The organism is Gordonia liuliyuniae, assembly GCF_021738805.1.
In the GTDB taxonomy this organism is placed as follows: Bacteria; Actinomycetota; Actinomycetes; order Mycobacteriales; family Mycobacteriaceae; genus Gordonia; species Gordonia liuliyuniae.
Window position 1 is genome coordinate 1 of sequence record NZ_JAKKOR010000002.1, and the last position, 19,499, is coordinate 19,499.

The 19,499-nt window shown below is 67.2% G+C and carries 18 protein-coding genes; 8 read left to right on the top strand and 10 right to left on the bottom strand.

Going from position 1 to position 19,499, the window contains the following annotated elements; translation table 11 throughout:
• On the bottom strand, positions 1–689 hold a 689-nt coding region (locus L5G33_RS02880), incomplete at its 3' end, for an FMN-dependent NADH-azoreductase (protein WP_236996651.1).
• A 60-nt stretch (positions 690–749) separates the two neighbouring features.
• The gene (locus tag L5G33_RS02885; RefSeq protein ID WP_236996652.1) at positions 750–1,820 is read right to left on the bottom strand and encodes a D-alanine--D-alanine ligase family protein; all 1,071 of its coding nucleotides are present in this window, start codon (positions 1,818–1,820) and stop codon (positions 750–752) included.
• A 73-nt stretch (positions 1,821–1,893) separates the two neighbouring features.
• Between L5G33_RS02885 and L5G33_RS02890 the strand changes: the two genes are divergently transcribed.
• Positions 1,894–3,213, top strand: coding sequence for a UDP-N-acetylmuramoyl-tripeptide--D-alanyl-D-alanine ligase (locus L5G33_RS02890; RefSeq protein WP_236996653.1), 1,320 nt, complete (start codon positions 1,894–1,896; stop codon positions 3,211–3,213).
• A 21-nt stretch (positions 3,214–3,234) separates the two neighbouring features.
• Here L5G33_RS02890 and L5G33_RS02895 read toward each other — a convergent pair whose 3' ends face one another.
• Positions 3,235–3,681: a hypothetical protein gene (locus L5G33_RS02895; RefSeq protein WP_236996654.1), complete on the bottom strand. Its 447-nt coding sequence runs from the start codon at positions 3,679–3,681 to the stop codon at positions 3,235–3,237.
• A 92-nt stretch (positions 3,682–3,773) separates the two neighbouring features.
• Between L5G33_RS02895 and tgt the strand changes: the two genes are divergently transcribed.
• Genes tgt through L5G33_RS02915 form a run of 4 tightly spaced genes read left to right on the top strand, consistent with a single transcriptional unit; the run spans position 3,774 to position 6,983 of the window.
• A complete protein-coding gene (gene tgt, locus L5G33_RS02900; RefSeq protein ID WP_236996655.1) occupies positions 3,774–5,024 on the top strand; it encodes a tRNA guanosine(34) transglycosylase Tgt in 1,251 nt (416 codons plus the stop codon).
• Between the two features lie 4 nt (positions 5,025–5,028).
• Positions 5,029–6,120 carry a D-TA family PLP-dependent enzyme gene (locus L5G33_RS02905; protein ID WP_236996656.1) on the top strand — a complete coding sequence of 364 codons (1,092 nt, stop codon included), beginning with the start codon at positions 5,029–5,031 and terminating at the stop codon, positions 6,118–6,120.
• A 4-nt stretch (positions 6,121–6,124) separates the two neighbouring features.
• Positions 6,125–6,568 (top strand): helix-turn-helix transcriptional regulator, encoded by a 444-nt coding sequence (locus L5G33_RS02910; protein ID WP_236996657.1) that lies wholly within the window; start codon positions 6,125–6,127, stop codon positions 6,566–6,568.
• Between the two features lie 10 nt (positions 6,569–6,578).
• On the top strand, positions 6,579–6,983 hold the full coding sequence (locus L5G33_RS02915; RefSeq protein WP_236996658.1) for a VOC family protein: 405 nt from the start codon (positions 6,579–6,581) through the stop codon (positions 6,981–6,983).
• Here L5G33_RS02915 and gluQRS read toward each other — a convergent pair.
• Together gluQRS and L5G33_RS02925 are read right to left on the bottom strand one after the other, a co-directional pair.
• Positions 6,970–7,881: a tRNA glutamyl-Q(34) synthetase GluQRS gene (gene gluQRS, locus L5G33_RS02920; protein WP_236996659.1), complete on the bottom strand. Its 912-nt coding sequence runs from the start codon at positions 7,879–7,881 to the stop codon at positions 6,970–6,972. The genes L5G33_RS02915 and gluQRS overlap by 14 nt on opposite strands.
• 77 nt (positions 7,882–7,958) lie before the next feature.
• Positions 7,959–9,893, bottom strand: a complete 1,935-nt coding sequence (locus L5G33_RS02925; protein ID WP_236996660.1) for an alkaline phosphatase family protein — start codon at positions 9,891–9,893, stop codon at positions 7,959–7,961.
• A gap of 138 nt (positions 9,894–10,031) precedes the next feature.
• On the opposite strand from L5G33_RS02925, the gene L5G33_RS02930 reads away from it, so the two are divergent.
• On the top strand, positions 10,032–11,075 hold the full coding sequence (locus L5G33_RS02930; RefSeq protein ID WP_236996860.1) for an ATP-dependent DNA ligase: 1,044 nt from the start codon (positions 10,032–10,034) through the stop codon (positions 11,073–11,075).
• A complete protein-coding gene (locus tag L5G33_RS02935; protein WP_236996661.1) occupies positions 11,075–12,142 on the top strand; it encodes a DNA polymerase domain-containing protein in 1,068 nt (355 codons plus the stop codon). Before L5G33_RS02930 ends, L5G33_RS02935 begins: the two co-directional genes overlap by 1 nt.
• Before the next feature lie 43 nt (positions 12,143–12,185).
• Here the strand turns inward: L5G33_RS02935 and L5G33_RS02940 are convergent, their stop codons facing one another.
• A complete protein-coding gene (locus L5G33_RS02940) occupies positions 12,186–13,043 on the bottom strand; it encodes a helix-turn-helix domain-containing protein (RefSeq protein ID WP_236996662.1) in 858 nt (285 codons plus the stop codon).
• Positions 13,016–13,408 carry a VOC family protein gene (locus L5G33_RS02945; RefSeq protein ID WP_236996663.1) on the bottom strand — a complete coding sequence of 131 codons (393 nt, stop codon included), beginning with the start codon at positions 13,406–13,408 and terminating at the stop codon, positions 13,016–13,018. The genes L5G33_RS02940 and L5G33_RS02945 overlap by 28 nt, the downstream gene beginning before the upstream one ends.
• A 106-nt stretch (positions 13,409–13,514) precedes the next feature.
• On the opposite strand from L5G33_RS02945, the gene L5G33_RS02950 reads away from it, so the two are divergent.
• A complete protein-coding gene (locus L5G33_RS02950) occupies positions 13,515–14,600 on the top strand; it encodes an HtaA domain-containing protein (protein WP_236996664.1) in 1,086 nt (361 codons plus the stop codon).
• 2 nt (positions 14,601–14,602) lie between these two features.
• Here the strand turns inward: L5G33_RS02950 and L5G33_RS02955 are convergent, their stop codons facing one another.
• From L5G33_RS02955 to L5G33_RS02965, 3 genes are read right to left on the bottom strand one after another with little or no spacing between them, the layout of a single operon-like run.
• Positions 14,603–16,990 (bottom strand): serine/threonine-protein kinase, encoded by a 2,388-nt coding sequence (locus tag L5G33_RS02955; RefSeq protein ID WP_236996665.1) that lies wholly within the window; start codon positions 16,988–16,990, stop codon positions 14,603–14,605.
• Between the two features lie 5 nt (positions 16,991–16,995).
• Positions 16,996–17,994 carry a glutamate ABC transporter substrate-binding protein gene (locus L5G33_RS02960; RefSeq protein WP_236996666.1) on the bottom strand — a complete coding sequence of 333 codons (999 nt, stop codon included), beginning with the start codon at positions 17,992–17,994 and terminating at the stop codon, positions 16,996–16,998.
• Positions 17,991–19,442: a GlnX family signal transduction membrane protein gene (locus tag L5G33_RS02965; RefSeq protein ID WP_236996667.1), complete on the bottom strand. Its 1,452-nt coding sequence runs from the start codon at positions 19,440–19,442 to the stop codon at positions 17,991–17,993. Before L5G33_RS02965 ends, L5G33_RS02960 begins: the two co-directional genes overlap by 4 nt.
• Positions 19,443–19,499 lie beyond the last annotated feature (57 nt).

Sequence of the window (19,499 nt, forward strand, 5' to 3'; positions counted from 1 at the left end):
TGGTCTTGATGGCATATTTTAACCTCGGGGGGGGGGGGGGGGGGGCCCCCCCCCCCCCCCCCCCCCAACTCCCGTATGCGCTCGCGGGCCGCAGCCTTCGACGACTCACCGGCGGGGGCGTGTTCGGCGACCGCAGGCAGACGCTCGGCGAGCGTGTAGTCGACGACCACGCTCGTCACGTCCATGCCCATCGATCCGGCCAGAATCTTCTCGATCGCAGGCACCGTGTGGTCGCCCGCCTGGCCCGGATCGGAATCGTCGTACGCCAGACCGCGCGGCGACACTACAACGACGGGAATGCCCTGCAGTTTGCCTGGCTGGTCGTCGCTCGACGTCGTTACACCTAGCACGTGTAGGTGATCGAGCCAAGTCTTGAGCGTCGACGGGATCGACCAGTTGTACATGGGCGCGCCGATCACGACGGCCGCGGCGCCCGCGACCTCGTCGATCAACTCGCGTTGAAGGTCCGCGGCAGCCGGGTCGACGCTCTCGTGCGGTCGACGCAGAACCTCGGCGTAATGCAACCCCGCCGTCGTTAGGTGCGGGACGGGGTTCGCGGCGAGGTCACGCGAGACGACGCTGCGGTCGGGACCGGCCGCACACCACGAGTCGGCGAACTCCGCGACGAGGGGACGTGACACCGAGTCGGGGCCGGAGATGGACGAGTCGACGGCGAGAAGATAAGTCACCCAGACACTCTCGCAGGAACGCGGCTCGTCCGTGAGGGTTCCGGCGAGAGTCGGCGGGTGTCAGTGCTCGGTGGAGAACGAACTCCGACGGCGATGCACCTCGAGCGCCAACGCCACGAGACGGTCGATGAGGTCGGGGTAGGCGATCCCCGAGTTCTCCCACATTTTCGGGTACATCGAGCTCGGGGTGAACCCGGGAATCGTGTTGATCTCGTTGAGCAGCCACCCGCGGCCGCCCTCCTCGTAGAAGAAGTCGACCCGAGCCATCCCTGCGCATCGCAGCGCGGTGAACGCGTCAGCGGCCAACTCCCGGACCTGCGTGACCGCAGCGTCGTCCAGCGGAGCCGGGATCATCAGTTCGGCTGCCCCGGTGACGTACTTGTCCTCGTAGTCGTAGAAGTCGCTGCCTGCCTTGATCTCACCCGGGAACGTCGTGTCCGGGGCGTTGTTGCCGAGGACACCGACCTCGATCTCCCGTGCGGTGACCGCTTCTTCGAGGACGACGACGTCGTCGTACCGGAGTGCGACGTTGATCGCCTTATCGAGTTCGTCGGCCGTGCCCGCACGAGAAACGCCGACCGACGACCCCATGTTGGCGGGCTTCACGAAGATCGGCAGGCCGAGTTCGTTGATCGCGCGGTCGACGATGTTGCGCGCATCGTCGACGCCGTCACGGAACGTGATCCAGTCGCACTGCGGGATGCCTGCGCGGGCGGCGACCTCCTTGGCCATCGCCTTGTCCATGCACAGCGCCGACCCGAGGACGCCGCAGCCGACGTACGGCACCTTGAACAGTTCGAGCATGCCCTGGACGGTTCCGTCCTCACCGTGCGGCCCGTGCAGCAGCGGCAAGACGACGGTCAGCTCACCGTCGCCCCGCACCACGTGGAGCGGATCGACTTCCGGTCCTTCGACGTCGAGACGGTTCGGCAGCGGCTCACCCGCCGCGATCGCGGCAGCCACCGCGTCGTTGCGGTGCCAGACGCCGTTCTTGTCGACGCCGACCGGGACCATCGTGTACTTGTCGCGATCCGCGGCGGCCAGCACATGGGCCGCGCTGACGCGAGACACATCGTGTTCGGCGGACACTCCGCCGTAGAGGACGACCAACCGCAGGAGGGGGGTGCTCATGGATGCCAGGATACGTGTTCGCCTACGTCGGCTCTCGCCTGTGCCGTTCTGCCATTCCTGTACCGTTCGGGTAGTGCACCTTCACGCCAGCCAGATCGCAGCAGCCACCGGCGGAACGCTCCACGGACCCGACATCGAGGTGTCTTCGGCGAGCATCGACTCGCGTTCCATTCGAGCAGGTCAGCTTTTCGTTCCGATCGTCGCGGCACGCGACGGACACGACTTCATCGCGAACGCTGTCGACGCGGGCGCTGGTGTCTATCTGACCGACCGCGCCCCGGAGCCGGGCGTCGCCGCGACGGCCGTACAGGTCGCCGACACCTCCCTGGCGCTCGCCGACCTAGGACGCGCCGTGCGGGCGGGTCTTCCGCCACGCGTCGTCGGCGTCACCGGATCGGTCGGCAAGACGTCCACCAAGGACCTTCTGGCCGGAGTCCTGGCCACCACTTACGCCACGGCGGCCAGCGAGAAGAGCTTCAACAACGAACTCGGACTGCCGCTCACGCTCCTCGGCGCGCCCGACGACACCGAAGCCGTCGTCCTGGAGATGGGCGCGCGCGGTGTCGGGCACATCGCGTTGCTGTGCGACATCGCGTCGCCGACGGTCGGCATCATCACCCGCGTCGAAGCCGTGCACCTGGAGATGTTCGGGACGCTCGCCGACGTCGCGCAGGCCAAGGGCGAGCTCGTCGAGTCGCTGCCTGCGGACGGGATCGCCGTCCTCAACGCTGACGCCCCGATCGTCCGAGGCATGACCGACCGGACCCAGGCCCGCGTGCTGACCTACGGTGTGGCCGACGACGACGCCGACGTGCGAGCGACCGGCATCGTGCTCGACGACCAGTTACGTGCGTCGTTCACGCTGCACAGCCCGTGGGGCTCCACCGCGATCGATCTGCAGGCTCGCGGCGAACACCAGGTGCCGAACGCGCTCGCCGCCGCTGCCGCAGGCTGTGGCCTCGGCGTCCCGATCGATGCGCTCGCTGCCGGACTCAGCGACGCCGCGCTGTCGGGCCTGCGCATGGAGATGAGTACGACGCCGTCCGGCGTCGTAGTCATCAACGACGCGTACAACGCCAACCCGACGTCGATGGCCGCCGGACTCTCCTCACTCGCCCGACTCGCTGCGCGCCGCCGGTTCGCCGTCGTCGGCACGATGGCCGAACTCGGCGCGGACGGGCCGGCCGCCCACCGCGACATCGCCCGGCAGGCCACGGATCTCGGCATCACCGTGATCGCCGTCGACGAACCCGACTACGGCGACGACGCCGTCCACGTGTCGGGCGTCGACGACGCGGTCGCGGCTCTCGGCGACCTGTCCGAGGGCGACGCCGTGCTCGTCAAGGGCAGCCGAGTGGCCGCGTTGGAGCGGGTCGCGACCGCCCTGGGCTGACTGGGCGGCTGGCTGGGGCGTCTACGGGACGAACGCGAAGGCCTGCGAATCCTTGGTGCACCGGGCCAGTTCACCCGCCGTCGTCGACGGACCGCAGTCCCAGCCGTTGACGTCCTGGGGTTGACCGGTTGCGATCAGCGGGCTGTACTCCTTCGCGATCCCCGTCGCTGTCTCACACGAGACGTCGCCTTCGACGACCCGGATCTGCAGTGCACCGTCCGGTCCCTTGGCCGAGCCACACGACTGACCGTCGCCGGTCGCCGTCTCGGGGCTCTCGCTCGTCGGGGGCGTCGACGACCGCGGTTTCGGGCCGGGGACGACGGGCACGCTGCGGTCGCTGGGCGGTGTCGCCACCGTCGTCGAGGATTCGGCGTTCGGAGCTTCCTGTTCGTCGCCGCACGCAGCAGCGGACAGGGCGATCGACAGGCCGAGGACCGCGGTGGCGGCGAGCTTCATCGTGCGGGTCATGGTCCCACGGTAATGCAGACGAGCAGCGAAATCGGGTCATGTAACCGCGGGTCGGCCCATCGGGCCCGACGCAGGTGGGGCACTATTGCCTTGTGACCAGCAGTGAGTTCATCCGGCGCGCCACCCTCGACGGGACGGCAGGCCGTACCGGCACCATCGTCACTCCGCATGGCGAGATCCACACACCCGCTTTCGTTCCGGTCGGCACTAAAGCGACCGTGAAGACTGTGCTGCCCGAGTCGGTCGCGGCGCTCGGCGCGCAAGCGGTCCTCGCCAACGCGTACCACCTGTACCTGCAGCCGGGGCCGGAGATCCTCGACCGGGCGGGCGGTCTCGGCGCGTTCATGAACTGGTCGGGTCCCACGTACACCGACAGCGGCGGCTTCCAGGTGATGTCCCTCGGGGTGGGCTTCAAGAAGGTCATCTCGATGGAGGCGACCGGTCCCCAAGACGATTCGCGGATCGCCGAAGGCAAGGAACGGTTGGCGAACGTCGACGACGACGGGGTCACCTTCAAATCGCATCTCGACGGGTCGATGCACCGGTTCACCCCCGAGGTGTCGATGGGCATCCAACACCAGTTGGGCGCCGACATCATTTTCGCGTTCGACGAACTGACGACGCTGATGAACACCCGCGGATATCAGGAGACGTCGCTCGAACGGACCCGACAGTGGGCGATCCGGTGCCTGGCCGAACACAATCGACTCTCCGCCGAGCGCTCGCACCGGCCGCAGCAGTCGCTGTGGGGCGTCGTCCAGGGGGCGCAGTACGAGGACCTGCGGCGTAAGGCGACGCGCGACCTCGTCGAACTGAGCCGGATCGACCGAGAGAACGGCGGCAAGGGGTTCGGCGGGTACGGGATCGGCGGTGCGTTGGAGAAGGACAATCTCGGGACTATCGTCAGCTGGGTCACCGACGAACTCCCTGACGACGCGCCACGTCACCTGTTGGGCATCAGTGAACCCGACGACATCTTCACCGCGATCGAGAACGGCGCCGACACGTTCGACTGTGTGTCACCGACGCGAGTCGCCCGCAATGGGGCGATCTACTCGTTCGACGGCCGCTACAACGTGACGAACCGCAAGTTCCGAGACGATTTCGGTCCGCTCGACGCCGAACTCGACAACTATTCGACCCAGTACACGCGCGCATACCTCCACCACCTGTTCAAGGCGAAGGAGGGCCTGGCGTCGACGCTCGCCACCCTCCACAACCTGTCGTTCACGATCACCCTCGTCGACCGTGCGCGCAAGGCGATCGAGGACGGGAACTATTACGACTACCGGGACGAGTTCCTGGGCCGCTACTACGCGGGAACCAAGCGAGCAGGGGAGTGAGCCGATGGGTGACATGGTGAGCACGCCGACGGTCATCGTCGACGTCGACATCCTCGACCGGAACATCGCGGCGATGGCAGACGCTGTGCAAGCCAACGGGCTCGCGCTGCGCCCGCACATCAAGACGCACAAGATCGTCGAGATCGCACGCAAGCAGATCGCTGCGGGCGCAACCGGATTGACGGTCGCGACGATCGGTGAGGCTGAAGTGTTCGCCGACCCGAGCGGAGCGGCGGTCGACGACCTGTTCATCGCATATCCGCTGTGGCTTACCCGGTCGAGCGCCGCCCGGCTCGTCGCCGCGTCCGAGCAGGCCCGCATCTCGTTCGGCGTCGACTCGGTGGAAGGCGTACGCAACGCGGGCGCTCGACTCGGGGACGCGGCACGACGCTTCGAGGTGCTGATCGAGGTCGACAGCGGCCACCACCGCAGCGGCGTGCATCCGGACGGCGTCACCGAAATCGCGGCGGCGGCCGACGACGCCGGGCTGCACGTGGCCGGCGTGTTCACGTTCCCGGGGCATAGCTACGGGGTCGGGCAGGCCGACTCCGCAGCACACGACGAGGCGAAGTCGCTGCGGAAAGCGTCCCGGCTCCTCGCCGAGTCGGGCGTCCCGGTGAAAGTCCGCAGCGGCGGGTCGACGCCGACCGCGTTGCTGTCCGACGGCGGAGCGCTCACCGAGTTGCGCCCGGGCGTCTACGTGTTCGGTGACGCGCAGCAGTGGGAGCTGGGCCGGACCGAGCCGGCCGACATCGCGTTGACCGTCCTCGCGACCGTCATCAGCCGGTCCGACGGGCCCGAGCGGCGGATCGTGCTCGACGCGGGCAGCAAGGTCCTCGGTGCGGACCGGCCAGGCTACGCGTCGGGGTTCGGTCGGCTCATCGACTATCCCGACGCACGGGTCACCGGGCTGTCCGAACATCACGCGACTGTCGAATTTCCTGGTGACGCAAAGCTTCCCGTGCGAGGGTCGCGGGTGCGTGTGGTGCCGAACCACGTCTGCACGGTCCTCAATCTGGTCGACGAGGTCGCCGTCGCCAAAGGTGGGCTCATCGTCGATGTGTGGCGCGTGGCCGCTCGCGGACGCAACAATTGAGTTCGTGACCAGCGCAGCCGACCGGGCGGCCCGCACCCAGGCCATCGTCGCGATCCGAAAGGTTCGTGACCGCATAGACCGCGAGTTCCATCAGCCGCTCGACGTGGAGGAGCTCGCGCGCGGAGCCTACATGTCGGCCGGCCACTTGAGTCGAGAGTTCAAACGCATCTACGGCGAGTCGCCGTACTCGTATCTGATGACGCGCCGCGTCGAACGCGCGATGACACTGCTGCGGCGCGGCGACATGTCGGTGACCGAGGTGTGCTTCGCGGTCGGATCGTCGTCGTTGGGGACGTTCAGCACCCGCTTCACCGAGCTCGTCGGCGTCTCCCCGAGTGTGTACCGCCGCGACATGGCCGGCGACCTGGAAGGTGTCCCATCGTGTCTGGCTCGGCAGGCCGCCAGGCCGGTCAGGAATCGAGAAGCGAATCCGCGCGGATCCGCTTAGCGTTGCTCCTATGAACATCGACATCCATTACACGTTCCTTCCGCACGTCGACGCCGATGCGTCGCTCGCCTTCTACCGCGACGCGCTCGGCTTCGAAGTCCGCAACGACGTCGGCTACGGCGGCATGCGCTGGATCACCGTCGGCCCCGTCGGGTCGCCGACGTCGATCGTCCTGCAGCCGCCGGTCGTCGATCCCGGAGTGACCGACACGGAACGCGCGGTGGTGCTCGATCTGATCGCGAAAGGGTCGTATGGTGCGGTTACGCTCGCGACCGACGACCTCGACGCACTCTTCGACAGGCTCGTCGCCGCAGGCGCCGACGTGATCGCCGAACCCGCCGACCAGGACTATGGGGTACGCGACTGCGCCTTCCGTGACCCCGCCGGAAACCTGCTGCGCATCAACCAGAGATAGCCTCAAAGATCCACGGATCGCGGGGGAGGGCCGACGGGGAGAACCGTTCGGTGAGGGCGTCCATCGTGACTGTCTCGCCCTGATCGGCCAACCCGAGCGAGACGGCAATCATGGACAGGACCGACACCGCGTCGACACCGCGCTCGGCGAGATCGGCGAGAGTCACCGCGCCGTCGCGTTTCGCGAGCCGCTTGTGGTCGGCGTTGAGGACCATCGGGACGTGCGCGTACTCGGGCGGCGAATAGCCGAGCCGGGTCGCCAGATACGCCTGCCGAGGCGCGGATGTCAGCAGATCGTCACCGCGCACCACCTGGTCGACGCCGGACGCCGCGTCGTCGACGACCACCGCGAGGTTGTAGGCGGGTGTTCCGTCGTTGCGCTGCAGGACGAAGTCATCGACGTCTCCGGTGAACTCATTGTTCAAGATATCGGTGACCGTAAACGAGGTGACGTCCGCACGAAGACGGATCGCCGCGGGGCGAATGCGTCGCCGTTCGGCGCGCTCGGCCTCGGTCAACTCGCGGCAGGTGCCCGGGTACGCCCCCTGCGGGGCGTGCGGCGCCGTCGGCGCGTCCAAGATCTCGCGGCGAGTGCAGAAGCACTCGAAGGTGTCGCCGTCGGCGACGAGCCCGCCGATGACCGAGGCGTACGCGTCGTACCGTTCGCTCTGCAGGGTCACCGGCTCGTCCCACCCGAGCCCGATCGCGGCGAGGTCGGCGAGTTGCCGTTCCCTCGCTCCGGGACGCACACGGTCGAGGTCTTCCACGCGCATCAGGAAGCGGCGGTTCGACGATCGAGCGAAGAGTTGCGCGAGCACCGCTGTCCGCAGATTCCCGATGTGCAGGTCGCCGGATGGAGAAGGCGCGAACCGGCCTGCGGGAGCGAAGTCGTTGGCCACGCCACCACCGTAAAGCACGGTCTACGGCGGTGTGGAACACAGTCAAGCGCGGGAGCCAGTCAAGCGCGAGAACCCAGTCAGGAGCGGAAGCCAGATGTCCTCGTCGGGCGCCCGTTCTCCAGCCGACCGGTGAAGTACTGGCGTCCCGCCGGACTTGAGACGGTCACCTCGTACCAGCTGTCGGCGACCGCGGTCGCAGTGACGTCGCGTCCGTCGACGCTGACCTGTCGACGCTCGTGGTCGAGGGCGACGTCCGCGGACGACCCGTTCCGTGGAAAACACAGGTCCCGGAGAAAGCGGTCCGGCCCGGTCACCACGACGCGCACGGTGACCGACGCCAATTGCACACGTCGCCTGCCGCGCACCGTGTGATGCTCGACGCGCCCGTCGTAGAAGACTCCGAACACTGCGGCGCGCGATCCGTCGTTCCGCAGGTGCAGGACCCCGTCGACGACGGTGGCCGACAGCCGGTACGGGGTCGGGAGGGCCACAGTCTGGGCGGTCTCCTGCACCGGATAGTCGCCGCCCGGCTCGGCGTCCCACCGCTTCTCGATCGGCGGGACCGGACCGGGACGAGCGGGAAGTCGGAGGCCGTCCGAGCGGGAGAAGTCGAACGCAGACACCAGATCGCCGCACGCTCGGCGACGCCACCGCGAGATGTTCGGGCAGCGCACACCCGTCACCCGCTCCATCAGACGGACCACCGACGTGTGGTCGAAGACCTCAGAGGATACGCGCCCGCCGACCGTCCACGGCGAGACGATCGTCATCGGCACGCGGAACCCGAGGCCCATCGGTTTGCCGTCCCACCACTCGTCGGGTTCGCCCTGCGGCGGCAGGGGCGGAACGACATGGTCGAAGTACCCGTCGAATTCGTCGAACGTCAGCAGCACCGCCGTCTTGTCCCATACCTGCGGGTTCGACGAGAGCGCATCGAGCAACCGGTAGGTGAGCGTGGACGATTGGATCGGGGACGACGCCGACGGGTGCTCGGAGTCGGCCGCCGATGCGACGATCCACGACACGGCCGGAAGCTTGCCCGACTGTACGTCTCTGCGAAACCGGGGGATCAGTGAACCGGGTTCGCCGCGATACAGGGCTCGGCGATAGAGATCGGCGACGACGCCGCGCATGCCTGCCGCGCTGTTGTGCACGCTCTGTGCGCGAGTGCGCTGCTCGTCGCGGTCGGACGTCGCCAGCAGATCCTCGTAGAAGCCGGTCAGGTCGCCGCCGCGTTCACCCGCGAGTTGAACGGCTGCGCGGCCGATGGTGCGGAACGTCGCGAAGAAGTCGAGATTGTTGTCGGTGTAGTTGTCCCACTCCTGGTAGACACGCCAATCCACACCCGCTTCGTGCAGGCTCTCGGCATACGTCTTCCAGGCGTAACCGGGATGCGTCGAGTCGTAGGCGTCGTTGCCGACCGCCCGTGGTCCCCACGGTTCGGAGCCGCTGGTGCCCGAGAACAGGAAGTTGCGGTTCGGGCTCGTCGACGTCGGACACGACGAGAAGTATCCGTCGCACACCGTGAACGTCTCGGCCAACGCGTACTGGAAGGCGATGTCGCGTCGATCGTAGGCAGCCATCGTCGCCCGGCCCTTCGCGCCGACCCACCCGTCGCACCGTCCCCCGTTGAGAGCCTGCTGGCCGTCCGGCCACGAATGTGGAAGGGACGTGAGGTATTCCACCGACAGGTCACCGCGGTTCGCGGCGTCGCGAGCCAGGAACGGGCGTACCCCGTCCTGGTCGAAGACTCCCGGTTTGGCCGAGTTGTCGGCGAAACCGCGCACCCCGCGCAGCGTCCCGAAATAGTGGTCGAACGAGCGGTTCTCCTGCATCAGGACGACGACGTGCTCCACGTCGCGCAGACTGCCCGCGGGTCTGCCCCGTGCCACGGCCTCGAGCAGCGACGGAGGAAGAAGTGTTGTCGCGGCGGCAGTTCCGGCGGCGGTCGCAGTCAATCCGAGGAAGTGTCTGCGCGAATGGGACGAGACCGATTTCGGTGGTGTTGCCATCAAGGCCGACAGTACGAGTGCCCGATGGCCCCGCGGTGTCGGCGCCGTGGCGCGGGGGCGACGAGTCGGCGGCGCAGCGGTGATGTGCGGCGCCCGAAAACCGTTGCTCTTGTCGGTGGCGTCGTGGACGATGAACGAGTGGACCTCCCGATCAATCCGCCTGTCGCGCCGATGCTCGCGAAAGCCGTCGCCGCGGTGCCCGAGCAACCAGACGACGGGCCGGTGTGGTCGTACGAACCGAAGTGGGACGGATTCCGCGCGTTGATTTTTCGTGACGGCGACGAGGTCGTCGTCGTCTCGCGCAGCGGCAAGGACCTCGCCCGCTACTTCCCCGAACTCGTGGACGCCGCCCGCGCCGAACTGCCCGAGCGGGTGGTCGTCGACGGCGAAGTCGGTGTGGTCCGTGAGATCGGCGGCGTTCGCAGGCTCGACTGGGATTCGCTGAGCCAGCGCATCCATCCGGCGGCGTCGCGCATCGACAAGCTCGCCGGCGAGACCCCCGCGACCTTCATCGGATTCGACGCTCTCGCACTCGGCGACGCCGACCTGACCGGCGAACCGTTTCCGAGGCGCCGCGACGCGCTGCGACACGCCATCGCGCCGGGCGGATCGCTACAGGTCAGCCGGGTGACCCAGGATTCGGCCGTCGCGCGGGACTGGTTCAGCGCCTTCGAAGGAGCAGGCCTCGACGGTGTCGTCGCCAAAAGTCTCGACGGGCTCTACGTGCCGAACAAACGCGAGATGGTCAAGATCAAGCACAAGCGGACCGCCGACTGCGTGGTCCTCGGATACCGCGTCCACAAGAGTGGGACCGGACTCGGATCGATGCTCCTCGGACTGTACGGCGACGACGGCGAAGTCCGGATGGTCGGCGGATCGAGTGCGTTCGCCGACAAAAAGCGGATCGAACTGCAGGAGATGTTCGAGCCGATGCGCCTGGACCCCGACAACGTCGCGCAGGGCGAGGTGTCGCGGTGGCGGTCGGCGGGCAACGGGGAGTGGATTCCGATCCGACCCGAACTCGTCGTCGAAGTCGCGTACGACCAGATGGAGAACGGTCGCTTCCGGCACACCGTCAAGTTCCTGCGATGGCGACCCGATCGTGATCCGATCAGTTGCGGATACGAACAACTCGAAGTCCCGCTCACCTACGACGTCCACGACGTCCTGGAAGGTTCGTGATGGCCAGTTCGAAGCCGAAACCGCTCATGCTCGACGTCGACGGAGTCGAGGTGAAACTCAGCAACCCGGACAAGATCTACTTCCCCCAGCTCGGTGAGGACGGCGGGCGCAAAGGCGACCTCGTCGACTACTACCGGACCATGGTGACGACGGGCCCACTGCTGGACGCTGTTGCCGGGCGGCCCACATTTCTGCAGCGGTTTCCCGACGGCGTCGAGGGCGACGAGATCTACCAGAAGCATCTGACGAAGTACCATCCCGGCCACGTCGAGTCCACGAAGATCGTCTTCCCGTCCAAGCGGACCGGGCAGGCGTTCTGTCCGCGGATCCCGGCGGACATCGTGTGGGCGGCCAATCTGGGAACGGTCACCTTCCACACCTGGCCGACCGTCGATCCGGACAACGACCACCCAGATCAACTGCGCATCGACCTTGATCCGACCGACGGCCGCGGCTTCGATGACGTGCGGGCCGCCGCGATCGAGTACGTCCGCCCGCTCCTGGACGAACTCGGATACACGGGTTTTGTGAAGACCTCGGGTAGCCGCGGGATCCACGTGTTCGTGCCGATCCGTGCCGAGTGGGACTTCATCGCGACACGTCGCGCCGTGATCGCGTTCGGGCGGGAGCTGGAGCGTCGTGCACCCGACCTGTTCACCACGTCGTGGTGGAAAGAGGATCGTGGCGACCGGATCTTCATCGACTACAACCAGAACGCCCGCGACCGGTCGATGGCCGCACCCTATTCGGTGCGGAAGTCGCCGATCGCACGGGTGTCGACGCCGTTGACGTGGGACGAGCTCGCCGACATCGACCCCGGCGACCTGACCATCGCGACGGTGCCCGGGCTACTCGAACGACGCGACGACCCGTGGGCAGACATCGCCGACTGTGCGGCCGGGCTGGAACCGCTGCTGGAGATGGTCCAGCGTGACGACGCCGACGGGCTCGGTGACCTGCCGTACCCGCCGTCATACCCGAAGATGCCGGGCGAGCCGCCGCGCGTCCAACCAAGCAAGAAGGTCGCCGAGCACTGGGACTCGGACGGGAACAGAATCGAGAAGTAGCGTTCGGCGCGGAGAACCTACACCTATACGGCGGGACAGTCGTCTATACGGTGATGCTGGTCGGTATAGGTGTAGGTCGTGCGGGTTCGTCGGCGTGATCGGCGACGAGGAAGTCGCTGTCGCGTTCGACCAGGTACTGCGTCGGCGGGAGGCCGGTGAACGCGGTGAACTCGCGTGACATGTGCGCCTGGTCGGCGAAGCCGCAGTCGGCGGCGACGTCGCTCGGGGCGCGGCCTGAGTCGATCGCGTGCCGGGCCGTGTCGAAGCGGACCAGGCGCGCCGCCTGCTTAGGGCCCATCCCGAATTCTGCGGTGAACACGCCGGTCAGACGTCGAGCCGACCAGCCCGACTGCTCGACCAGTTCGGAGACGGTCACACGACCGTTCGACCGCAGGATCCGCTGCCACGTTCGGACGGCATCGGGGTCGGCTCCGGTCGGCGTGCCGGCGGCATCACCCAGCTGCGCACTGAGGAGGTCGGTCGCCACCGCGCTGCGTGCATGGTGGGACACGGAGCCGACCGCATCACGGAGCCGTGAGGCGAACGCGGCGTCGAGATGGTCGAGTTCGAGCATCGACGTCAGCGATCCGACGGGGACGCCGAACAATCGCCGCACCGCGCCTGGGGTGAGGTCGAGCTGCACGCCCACCTGGGCTCCGTCGTGATGGATCGTGAACGATTCGAGGTGCAGTTCGCCGATGCCGCAGCGGAAGCTCGTCGGTCGAGCCAGGCCGGGCCCGGTGAGGAGAAGCCCGTCGCGCAGATCGACGATCAGTGTGACCGTCGGTGACGGAATGCCCAGGTGAGTGCCGGGGCGAGCGCCCCTGATGTCGTACGGCGTGACTAGGACGCCCGCCCGGCACAGCCTGCCGGTCAGCCCGCGTACGTCCCGAAACTCCACAGATTGCCCTCCGGGTCGGCGATGGAGAAGCCCCGCGACCCATAATCCTCTTCCGCCATGTCCCGCACCAGCTTCGCGCCGAGATCGGTGGCGCGCGCGTACACAGCGTCCGGATCGGAGACGACGACGTAGACGCTCGTGCTTCCGACGGGAGTGGCGAACGTCGAATCGGTCTTGCCCGCCGAGCTGACCATGACCCGGCCGCCGGTGGGCCACAGCATCTCCGAATGGAACACCTCACCGGAGCCGTCGCCCTCGACGAGGACGCCGGGTTCGAAGCCGAGACGAGCGAGCCAGTCCCGTTCGGCGAGAGGGTCGTTGCAGGTGACGCTGGGCCAGATGTTCATGTCTTTGCGTGTACTCATGGTTCGATTCTGCTCGCCGAGCCGCTTGAGTCTCTTGAACATTTCGGCACAACATGGGACTAAAGGCCGAATCGGAAACGTGGGACCATAGGTTAGGCTCAGCTTTATGTCTCGTTTACGTGGTCTCGTCGTCATGCTCGTCGTCGCGCTGTGCGCTCTTGCCGGGAGCGCGGTCGGTGTCGGGGCCGCGCATGCGGAACGTTTCACGCCGGCGATCAGCGTCTACCTGGCCGACGGCACGACTCCGGTGGGCGACACCGAGTTGCATCCCGGCGACCAGGTGGTCGTGAAGGGCACCGGGTTCGATCCCGCCGCCAACACGTCCGGTTTGCCGGTCCCCGTCCCGCCGGGCGTCCCGCATGGCACCTTCGTGACCTTCGGCGGCTTCGCGCCGGTGTGGCAGCCCTCCAAGGGAGCGCCGGCGTCGTCGCGTGCCGAGACCCGCAGTAAGACAAAGTGGGCGCTGTCGCCCGCCGCACTCAACAAGGTCCCGGACGTGCCGTTCGATCTGCGTCGCACCGTACGCGAAGGGTGGGTCCCACTCGACGCTAAAGGCCAGTTCACCGCGCGTCTGACACTCGCCACCCCGGAGAAGGCGCCTGCGAATAAGCGGTGGGGCGTCTACACGTACGGTGCCGCGAACGCAGTCAACGCCGCGCAGGAGAAGTACGTCCCGATCAACTACGTGACCACACCGGGCCCGAACACGCCGAAGCCTGCGGAACAGAACCTCGTCTGGGGATACTCGTCGACCTTCGCCGACGCGGTCGAGGCCACCGAAGGCACAGTGTCCGGCAAGGACGGAGCCGACGTCGACGACCGTGGGGACATGACGTTCGAACTCGCCGACAACACGATCAGAAACGGGCGAGGCGAACTCCGGTTCCACGGCACCGCCGTCGTCTATACGCGGTTCCACCTGCTCGAGATCGCTCTCGCCGATCCGGTCATCCGCGTGAACGGGACGCACGCAGTGCTGTCGATGAAGACGTCGTCGACCGACATGAACGGCGACGACCGCCTGCGTCGCATCGACGTTGCGGACTTGCACCTGACGAAGGCACAGGCTTCGCGCCTCGCGAAGAGCACCGACGTCACGGGCGTGCGCGCCACGTTCCGCGACGGGATCACCCCGACATCGCTGGCCGCGTTGTCGCTGTCCGGAGCGGAGCCGGTGTCGATTCGGTTCTAACGCTAGAACAGCGTTGCGGGGCGGACCAGGTTCGCGAGGTCGACGAGGAGGAAGCGGTGGGCGCGGTTGTCGCGAGTGGCCCGCGCCAGCTCTCGCAGTGATCGCTCGGTGCCCGCGCGCAGACCGGGTTCGGTGAACGGGAAGCCGAGGAAGTCTTCGCCCTCACCCTGCTCTGGATGCGCTTCGATCCAGCCGAGCGCGCTGCCGAGAATGATCAACTTCAAACGGCGGCGACGCGGGTCGTCGAACCCGATCTGATCGAATCGGGTCGACGCCTCGAACAGTTCGTCTGTCGTGAACTCGGCGGGTGGGCGGCCGTGCACGAGGGCCAGGATCGCGCTGATCTGCGCGGTGCCGAAGTGTCTGCTCGTGATCGGCACCTCGTCGAGCGGCTCGATCGCCTGCGCGATCTCCCCTTCGGACAGCAGCATCCGTGCATACCCGAACGCGGCCGTGACGATGGCGTGGTCGGTGAGCCACAGGTCGTGGTACGCCTGACGGGCGATGTCGTACCAGCGTTCCACCTGGGCGGCCTGTTCGTTCGTCGACAACCCTTCGGCGGACAGCCAGTAGCCGATCAGTTCGGCGGTGCCCGCCACGGCCAGCTTCGGCGCGACCTCTCCGGGCAGTGCTTCGAGCACTTCGCGGAACCGGTCGTAGGCGAGTTCTGGTTCGGCGTTGAGGAGCGCGCAGATACCGAGGAACCAGTGCAGGCGCCACGAGTCGCCGTGATTGTCGGCGACTTCCCGCAGCAGTTGCAACGCGGTGTCGAGGTTGCCCAACTCCAGATGCGCGCGGGCCTCGGCGAGGTCGATCTCCAACGACGGATGCTCGGCGTTCTGCCTGGGGTACGGCACCTGGTCGGGAGACATCAGTGTCGAGAATCCTTCGGCGCGAGCCGCTTTGATCGTGTCCAGCGTCTGGCGGGGGTACGAGAGCGCAGCCGACGTGAGGACGCTGGCGGCCGGATCCGCCGGGTCGACGAGCGGTATCGGGAGTGCGTGGGCGATGTCGGCCGGGTCGTGGATCGCGGCGTCCTTCGGGTCGAAGAAGCCGTCGACCGGGGCCAGCAGCAGTTCGGTTCCGAACGTCGAACGCTGCGGCGTGAAGACCGTCGACATCGACGGGCGGGGAACGCCGGTGTGGAGGGCGACCGTCTCACGCAGCACATTGAGGACCTGTGTGGTCATCTCCTCCGCGGACTCGAACCGTTCGGCCGGGTCCGTCGACGTGGCACGTTGCAGCAGGAAGTAGAACGACGGGTTCTCGACGAAGGTCGGGGTGGTCTCCGGATCGGGGAGCCCGTCGACGTAGCGGCCGTCCTCCATCGGCATGTCGACGGTCAGCACGGCGAGTGTGCGACCGATCGAGTAGATGTCGGTGACGACCTGCGGTCCGGTCTCGACGATCTCCGGCGCCTGGAATCCGGGTGTGCCGTACAGGCGCCCGTATCCGTTGGCGGCCGAGACGGCGCCGAGGTCGATCAGCTTCACCTCGTCGGAGGTGATCATGATGTTGTCGGGTTTCACGTCGTTGTAGACGAGTCCGACCGAATGCAGGTAGCCGACGGCCGACAGGACTTCGAGGATGTACGCCATCGCCTGTTCGACGGGCATCGGCTTGGTCTTGCCGGTCGGACCGGTGGTCAACTGCTTGAGCGTGTGACCGCCGACGTACTCCATCACGATATAGCCGAACAGTCGGCCGTCGTCGTCGGCCCACTCGACGAAGTTGAAGATCTTCACGATACCGGGATCGTTCACCGAGGCCAAGAACTGGCGCTCCGCGATGGCGACGGCTTGCGCCTGCGAATCCGACGAGTTCAGCAGACCTTTGAGGACGACGGGTCGGTCGGACACGTTGTGGTCGACGGCCAGGTATATCCACCCCATGCCGCCGTGCGCGATGGCTCCCGCGATCTCGTACTGGTCGGCGACCATCGTCCCGCGGGGGAGGCCGGGGACGAACGAGTAGCGCGACCCGCAGTTCGGGCAGGTGCCCTGGGCCGGGCCCTTCCCCGGGCCGGAACTCCGGCCGACCTCGGCGCCACACTTCCAGCAGAACCGTTTGGACTCGACGATCATCGGATCGGCCAGGACCGCGTCCGCCGGGTCGATGTCGGTGACGTCGGGGAGTTGCACCAGGCCGCTACCGAGACGTCGGTCGTGGATATGTGACGGGGCCTTGCGGATCTTGCGGCGTGACGATGTGATGTCTTCGAACAGTCGCCGCACCTGGGTGCCCTGGGTGCCGAGCGCGACGGGCGTCGTGCCAACCGTCGACACGGGGTCCGCAGCCGCGGTCGCCTGGGTGGCGGGGCCGTCGTCGACCGTCTCCGACGGCACCGTGTGGACGGGGTCGGTCTGGGAGTCGCCAGTGCTGTCGTTCATCGTCATCAATCGCGGTAGGTGTACGGAGGGGGTGATCCGGGGCCGAGGACCGACAGCCACTGGTTGTAGGACGACTGCCAACTGCCGTCGGTGCGGCGTTGCGCGAGGACCCCGTTGATGAACCGCACCAGGTCGGGATGCCCTTTGGCGATGCCTACGGCGTAATTCTCGGCGCCGAGGCTCTCTCCGACAACCTTGGCCCACGGGTCCTGGGCGGCGATGCCCGCGAGGATCGGGGTGTCGGATGTGATGGCGTCCACGCGGCCCTGCTGCATCATCACCAGACAGTCGGCCCAACTGGAGGTGGTTGCGAACTTCGCCTTCGGCGCCAGCGCTTTGACGCGGCCGGCCGACGTCGACGCCGACGTCGCGCACACCCGCTTGCCGTTGAGGTCTGCGACGCTCTCGATACCGGAATGACGGTATGCGAGGATCCGTTGGGACGCTTGGAAGTACGGGATCGAGAAATCTATCGACGCCAGCCGTTCGCAGGTGATCGACATCGACTTGACGACGATGTCGACGGATCCGTTGGTCAACGCGTCCACCCGGTCGTCCGTCGACACCATCCGGTAGTCGATCCGGTTCGGGTCGCCGAAGATCGCTTCGGAGATCCAGTGCGCGACGTCGACATCGAATCCCATGACGTCGCCGGTCAACGGGTCACGGAAGCTCAACGGGTTCGATCCGAGGTCGGTGCCGACGACCAGACGTCCACGTTTCTCGATCTCTTCCATGGTCGAGCCTCGGGGCATCTCGCCGGGTGCGGGGAGTGTCTCGTCCGGCCGAAGACTCGACGTGTCGCAGTCGGTCGACTCGGTGGGCTGGGTCGGCCCGTTTGCCGAGTCGTCGAAGGAGACGTCCGGCGGGAGGGGGATCTCGGCTGTCGTGGTCGGCGGATCACCGTTCTCCTGAGCCTGTTGACCGCACGCGGCGACGCCGACCGTCACGGCGACCGCGAGCACAGCCACCGACAGCCAGCGTTGAAATTCCCTGCGACTCATCGGTACTCCCGGATCCGCGGGAACAGGCCGCCGAACACGGCGATAGCTGCTACGCCACACAGTACGGCGATCCCGGTACCGGTGAATCCGAGCACCCGCTGGGCGGTGTTGATGTTGGTGCGGAAGGTCGAGCGCGCCTCAGCGATAGCTTCGACGAGGGCCTCGTTCGCTTCGCTGTAACCGGTGGCGGTGCTGATCGCGCCGTCGCCGACAGTGAGTGAGCGGGCGCTGGTGAAGTCTCCGGCGGTCAGCAGCCTGCCGACTTCGGAGTGTGCCGACCGCCAGCGTCCGACCGCCGACTTCACATCGTCGAGCGGATCGGTGATACCCGCGTCGTCGTCGAGTTCGGCCGACCCCTGGAGGTCGTCGGCCCGGGCGACGATCTGGGCCATCGACGTCTCGAACATGCGGTCCAGCTCTCCGGGGTCGGATCGGCGCACCAACGACAGTGTCTCGGCCGAGCGGGCCTGCTGCGTGAGGATCCGCATGCTGGTCAGCGTGTGCAGCGGGTCGGCCCCGGACTCCTTCGCCGTGTTCGCGGCGGCGACCGACGTCAGGCCGGACACGAGTAGCCAGACGGTGCCGAGCCCGAGTGCCGTCAGCGCGGCGATCAGACCGATGTTGAAGTGGCGACGCGTGCGGCGCGCCAGATAACGTCCGGTCCCGACGAGCATGATGATGATCAGGAGCAGTGCGACGTACACCCCCCACGGCGGGACGGTCAGGGTGCGTTGCGGCTCGGAGATGGCCGCCGACCTCTGCTCGTAGAGCCGCTGTGCCGCAGGAAGAATCGTGTCCTGCATGAGCGTCGACGCGACGGTCAGGTACGCCGACCCAACGGGATAGCCCAGCCGATTGTTGGTCCGCGCGGTCTCGACGAGTCCGGTGTACTCGGGGATCTTGACGGCCAGCGTGTTGAGATCGGCGCGAGCACCCTCTTCGTCGTCGGTGTGCGCAGAGGCGTCGTCGCGGTAGCCGTCGGTCGCCGCGATCAGCGCGGTGGACGCGGTGGCGATGGAGTCGGTGAACGAGGCGCGCAGCTCGGGCGATTCGCGGCCACCGGAGATGAATGCCGAGTTCGCGGACGCGTCGGCCACCGACAGCGAGCTGTACAGCGTTTCAGCGGCTTCTGCCTGAGGTTCGCTCCGGTCGATCAACGACGAGAGTGTCTCGCTGCGGGTGGTCAACGACGCAGACGAGTACCAACCGGTGAGTGTGCAGGCCAGGACCATCGCGAGCAGGATGATGACAAGTTTGCCCGGCGTCGTCGTCGCGTAGAAGCGGAAGGCGACGAGGGGCGAGCTGACTCGTTCGCGAGTCATGGCAGCGAGTTCGCGGCGGTCGGCGATCACCTGGCGAAGGGTGGGGCCGGGGTTGCCCCGATCCGGGATGACCGTGCGACCGGCATGCGTGAGTGCCGAACGCACTCCCGAAACCTGGCCGGTCACGACATTCCCTTCATTTGGGTCGCTTTTCAGCCTAGTCGTCGTGCCTGTGGTCAGTGG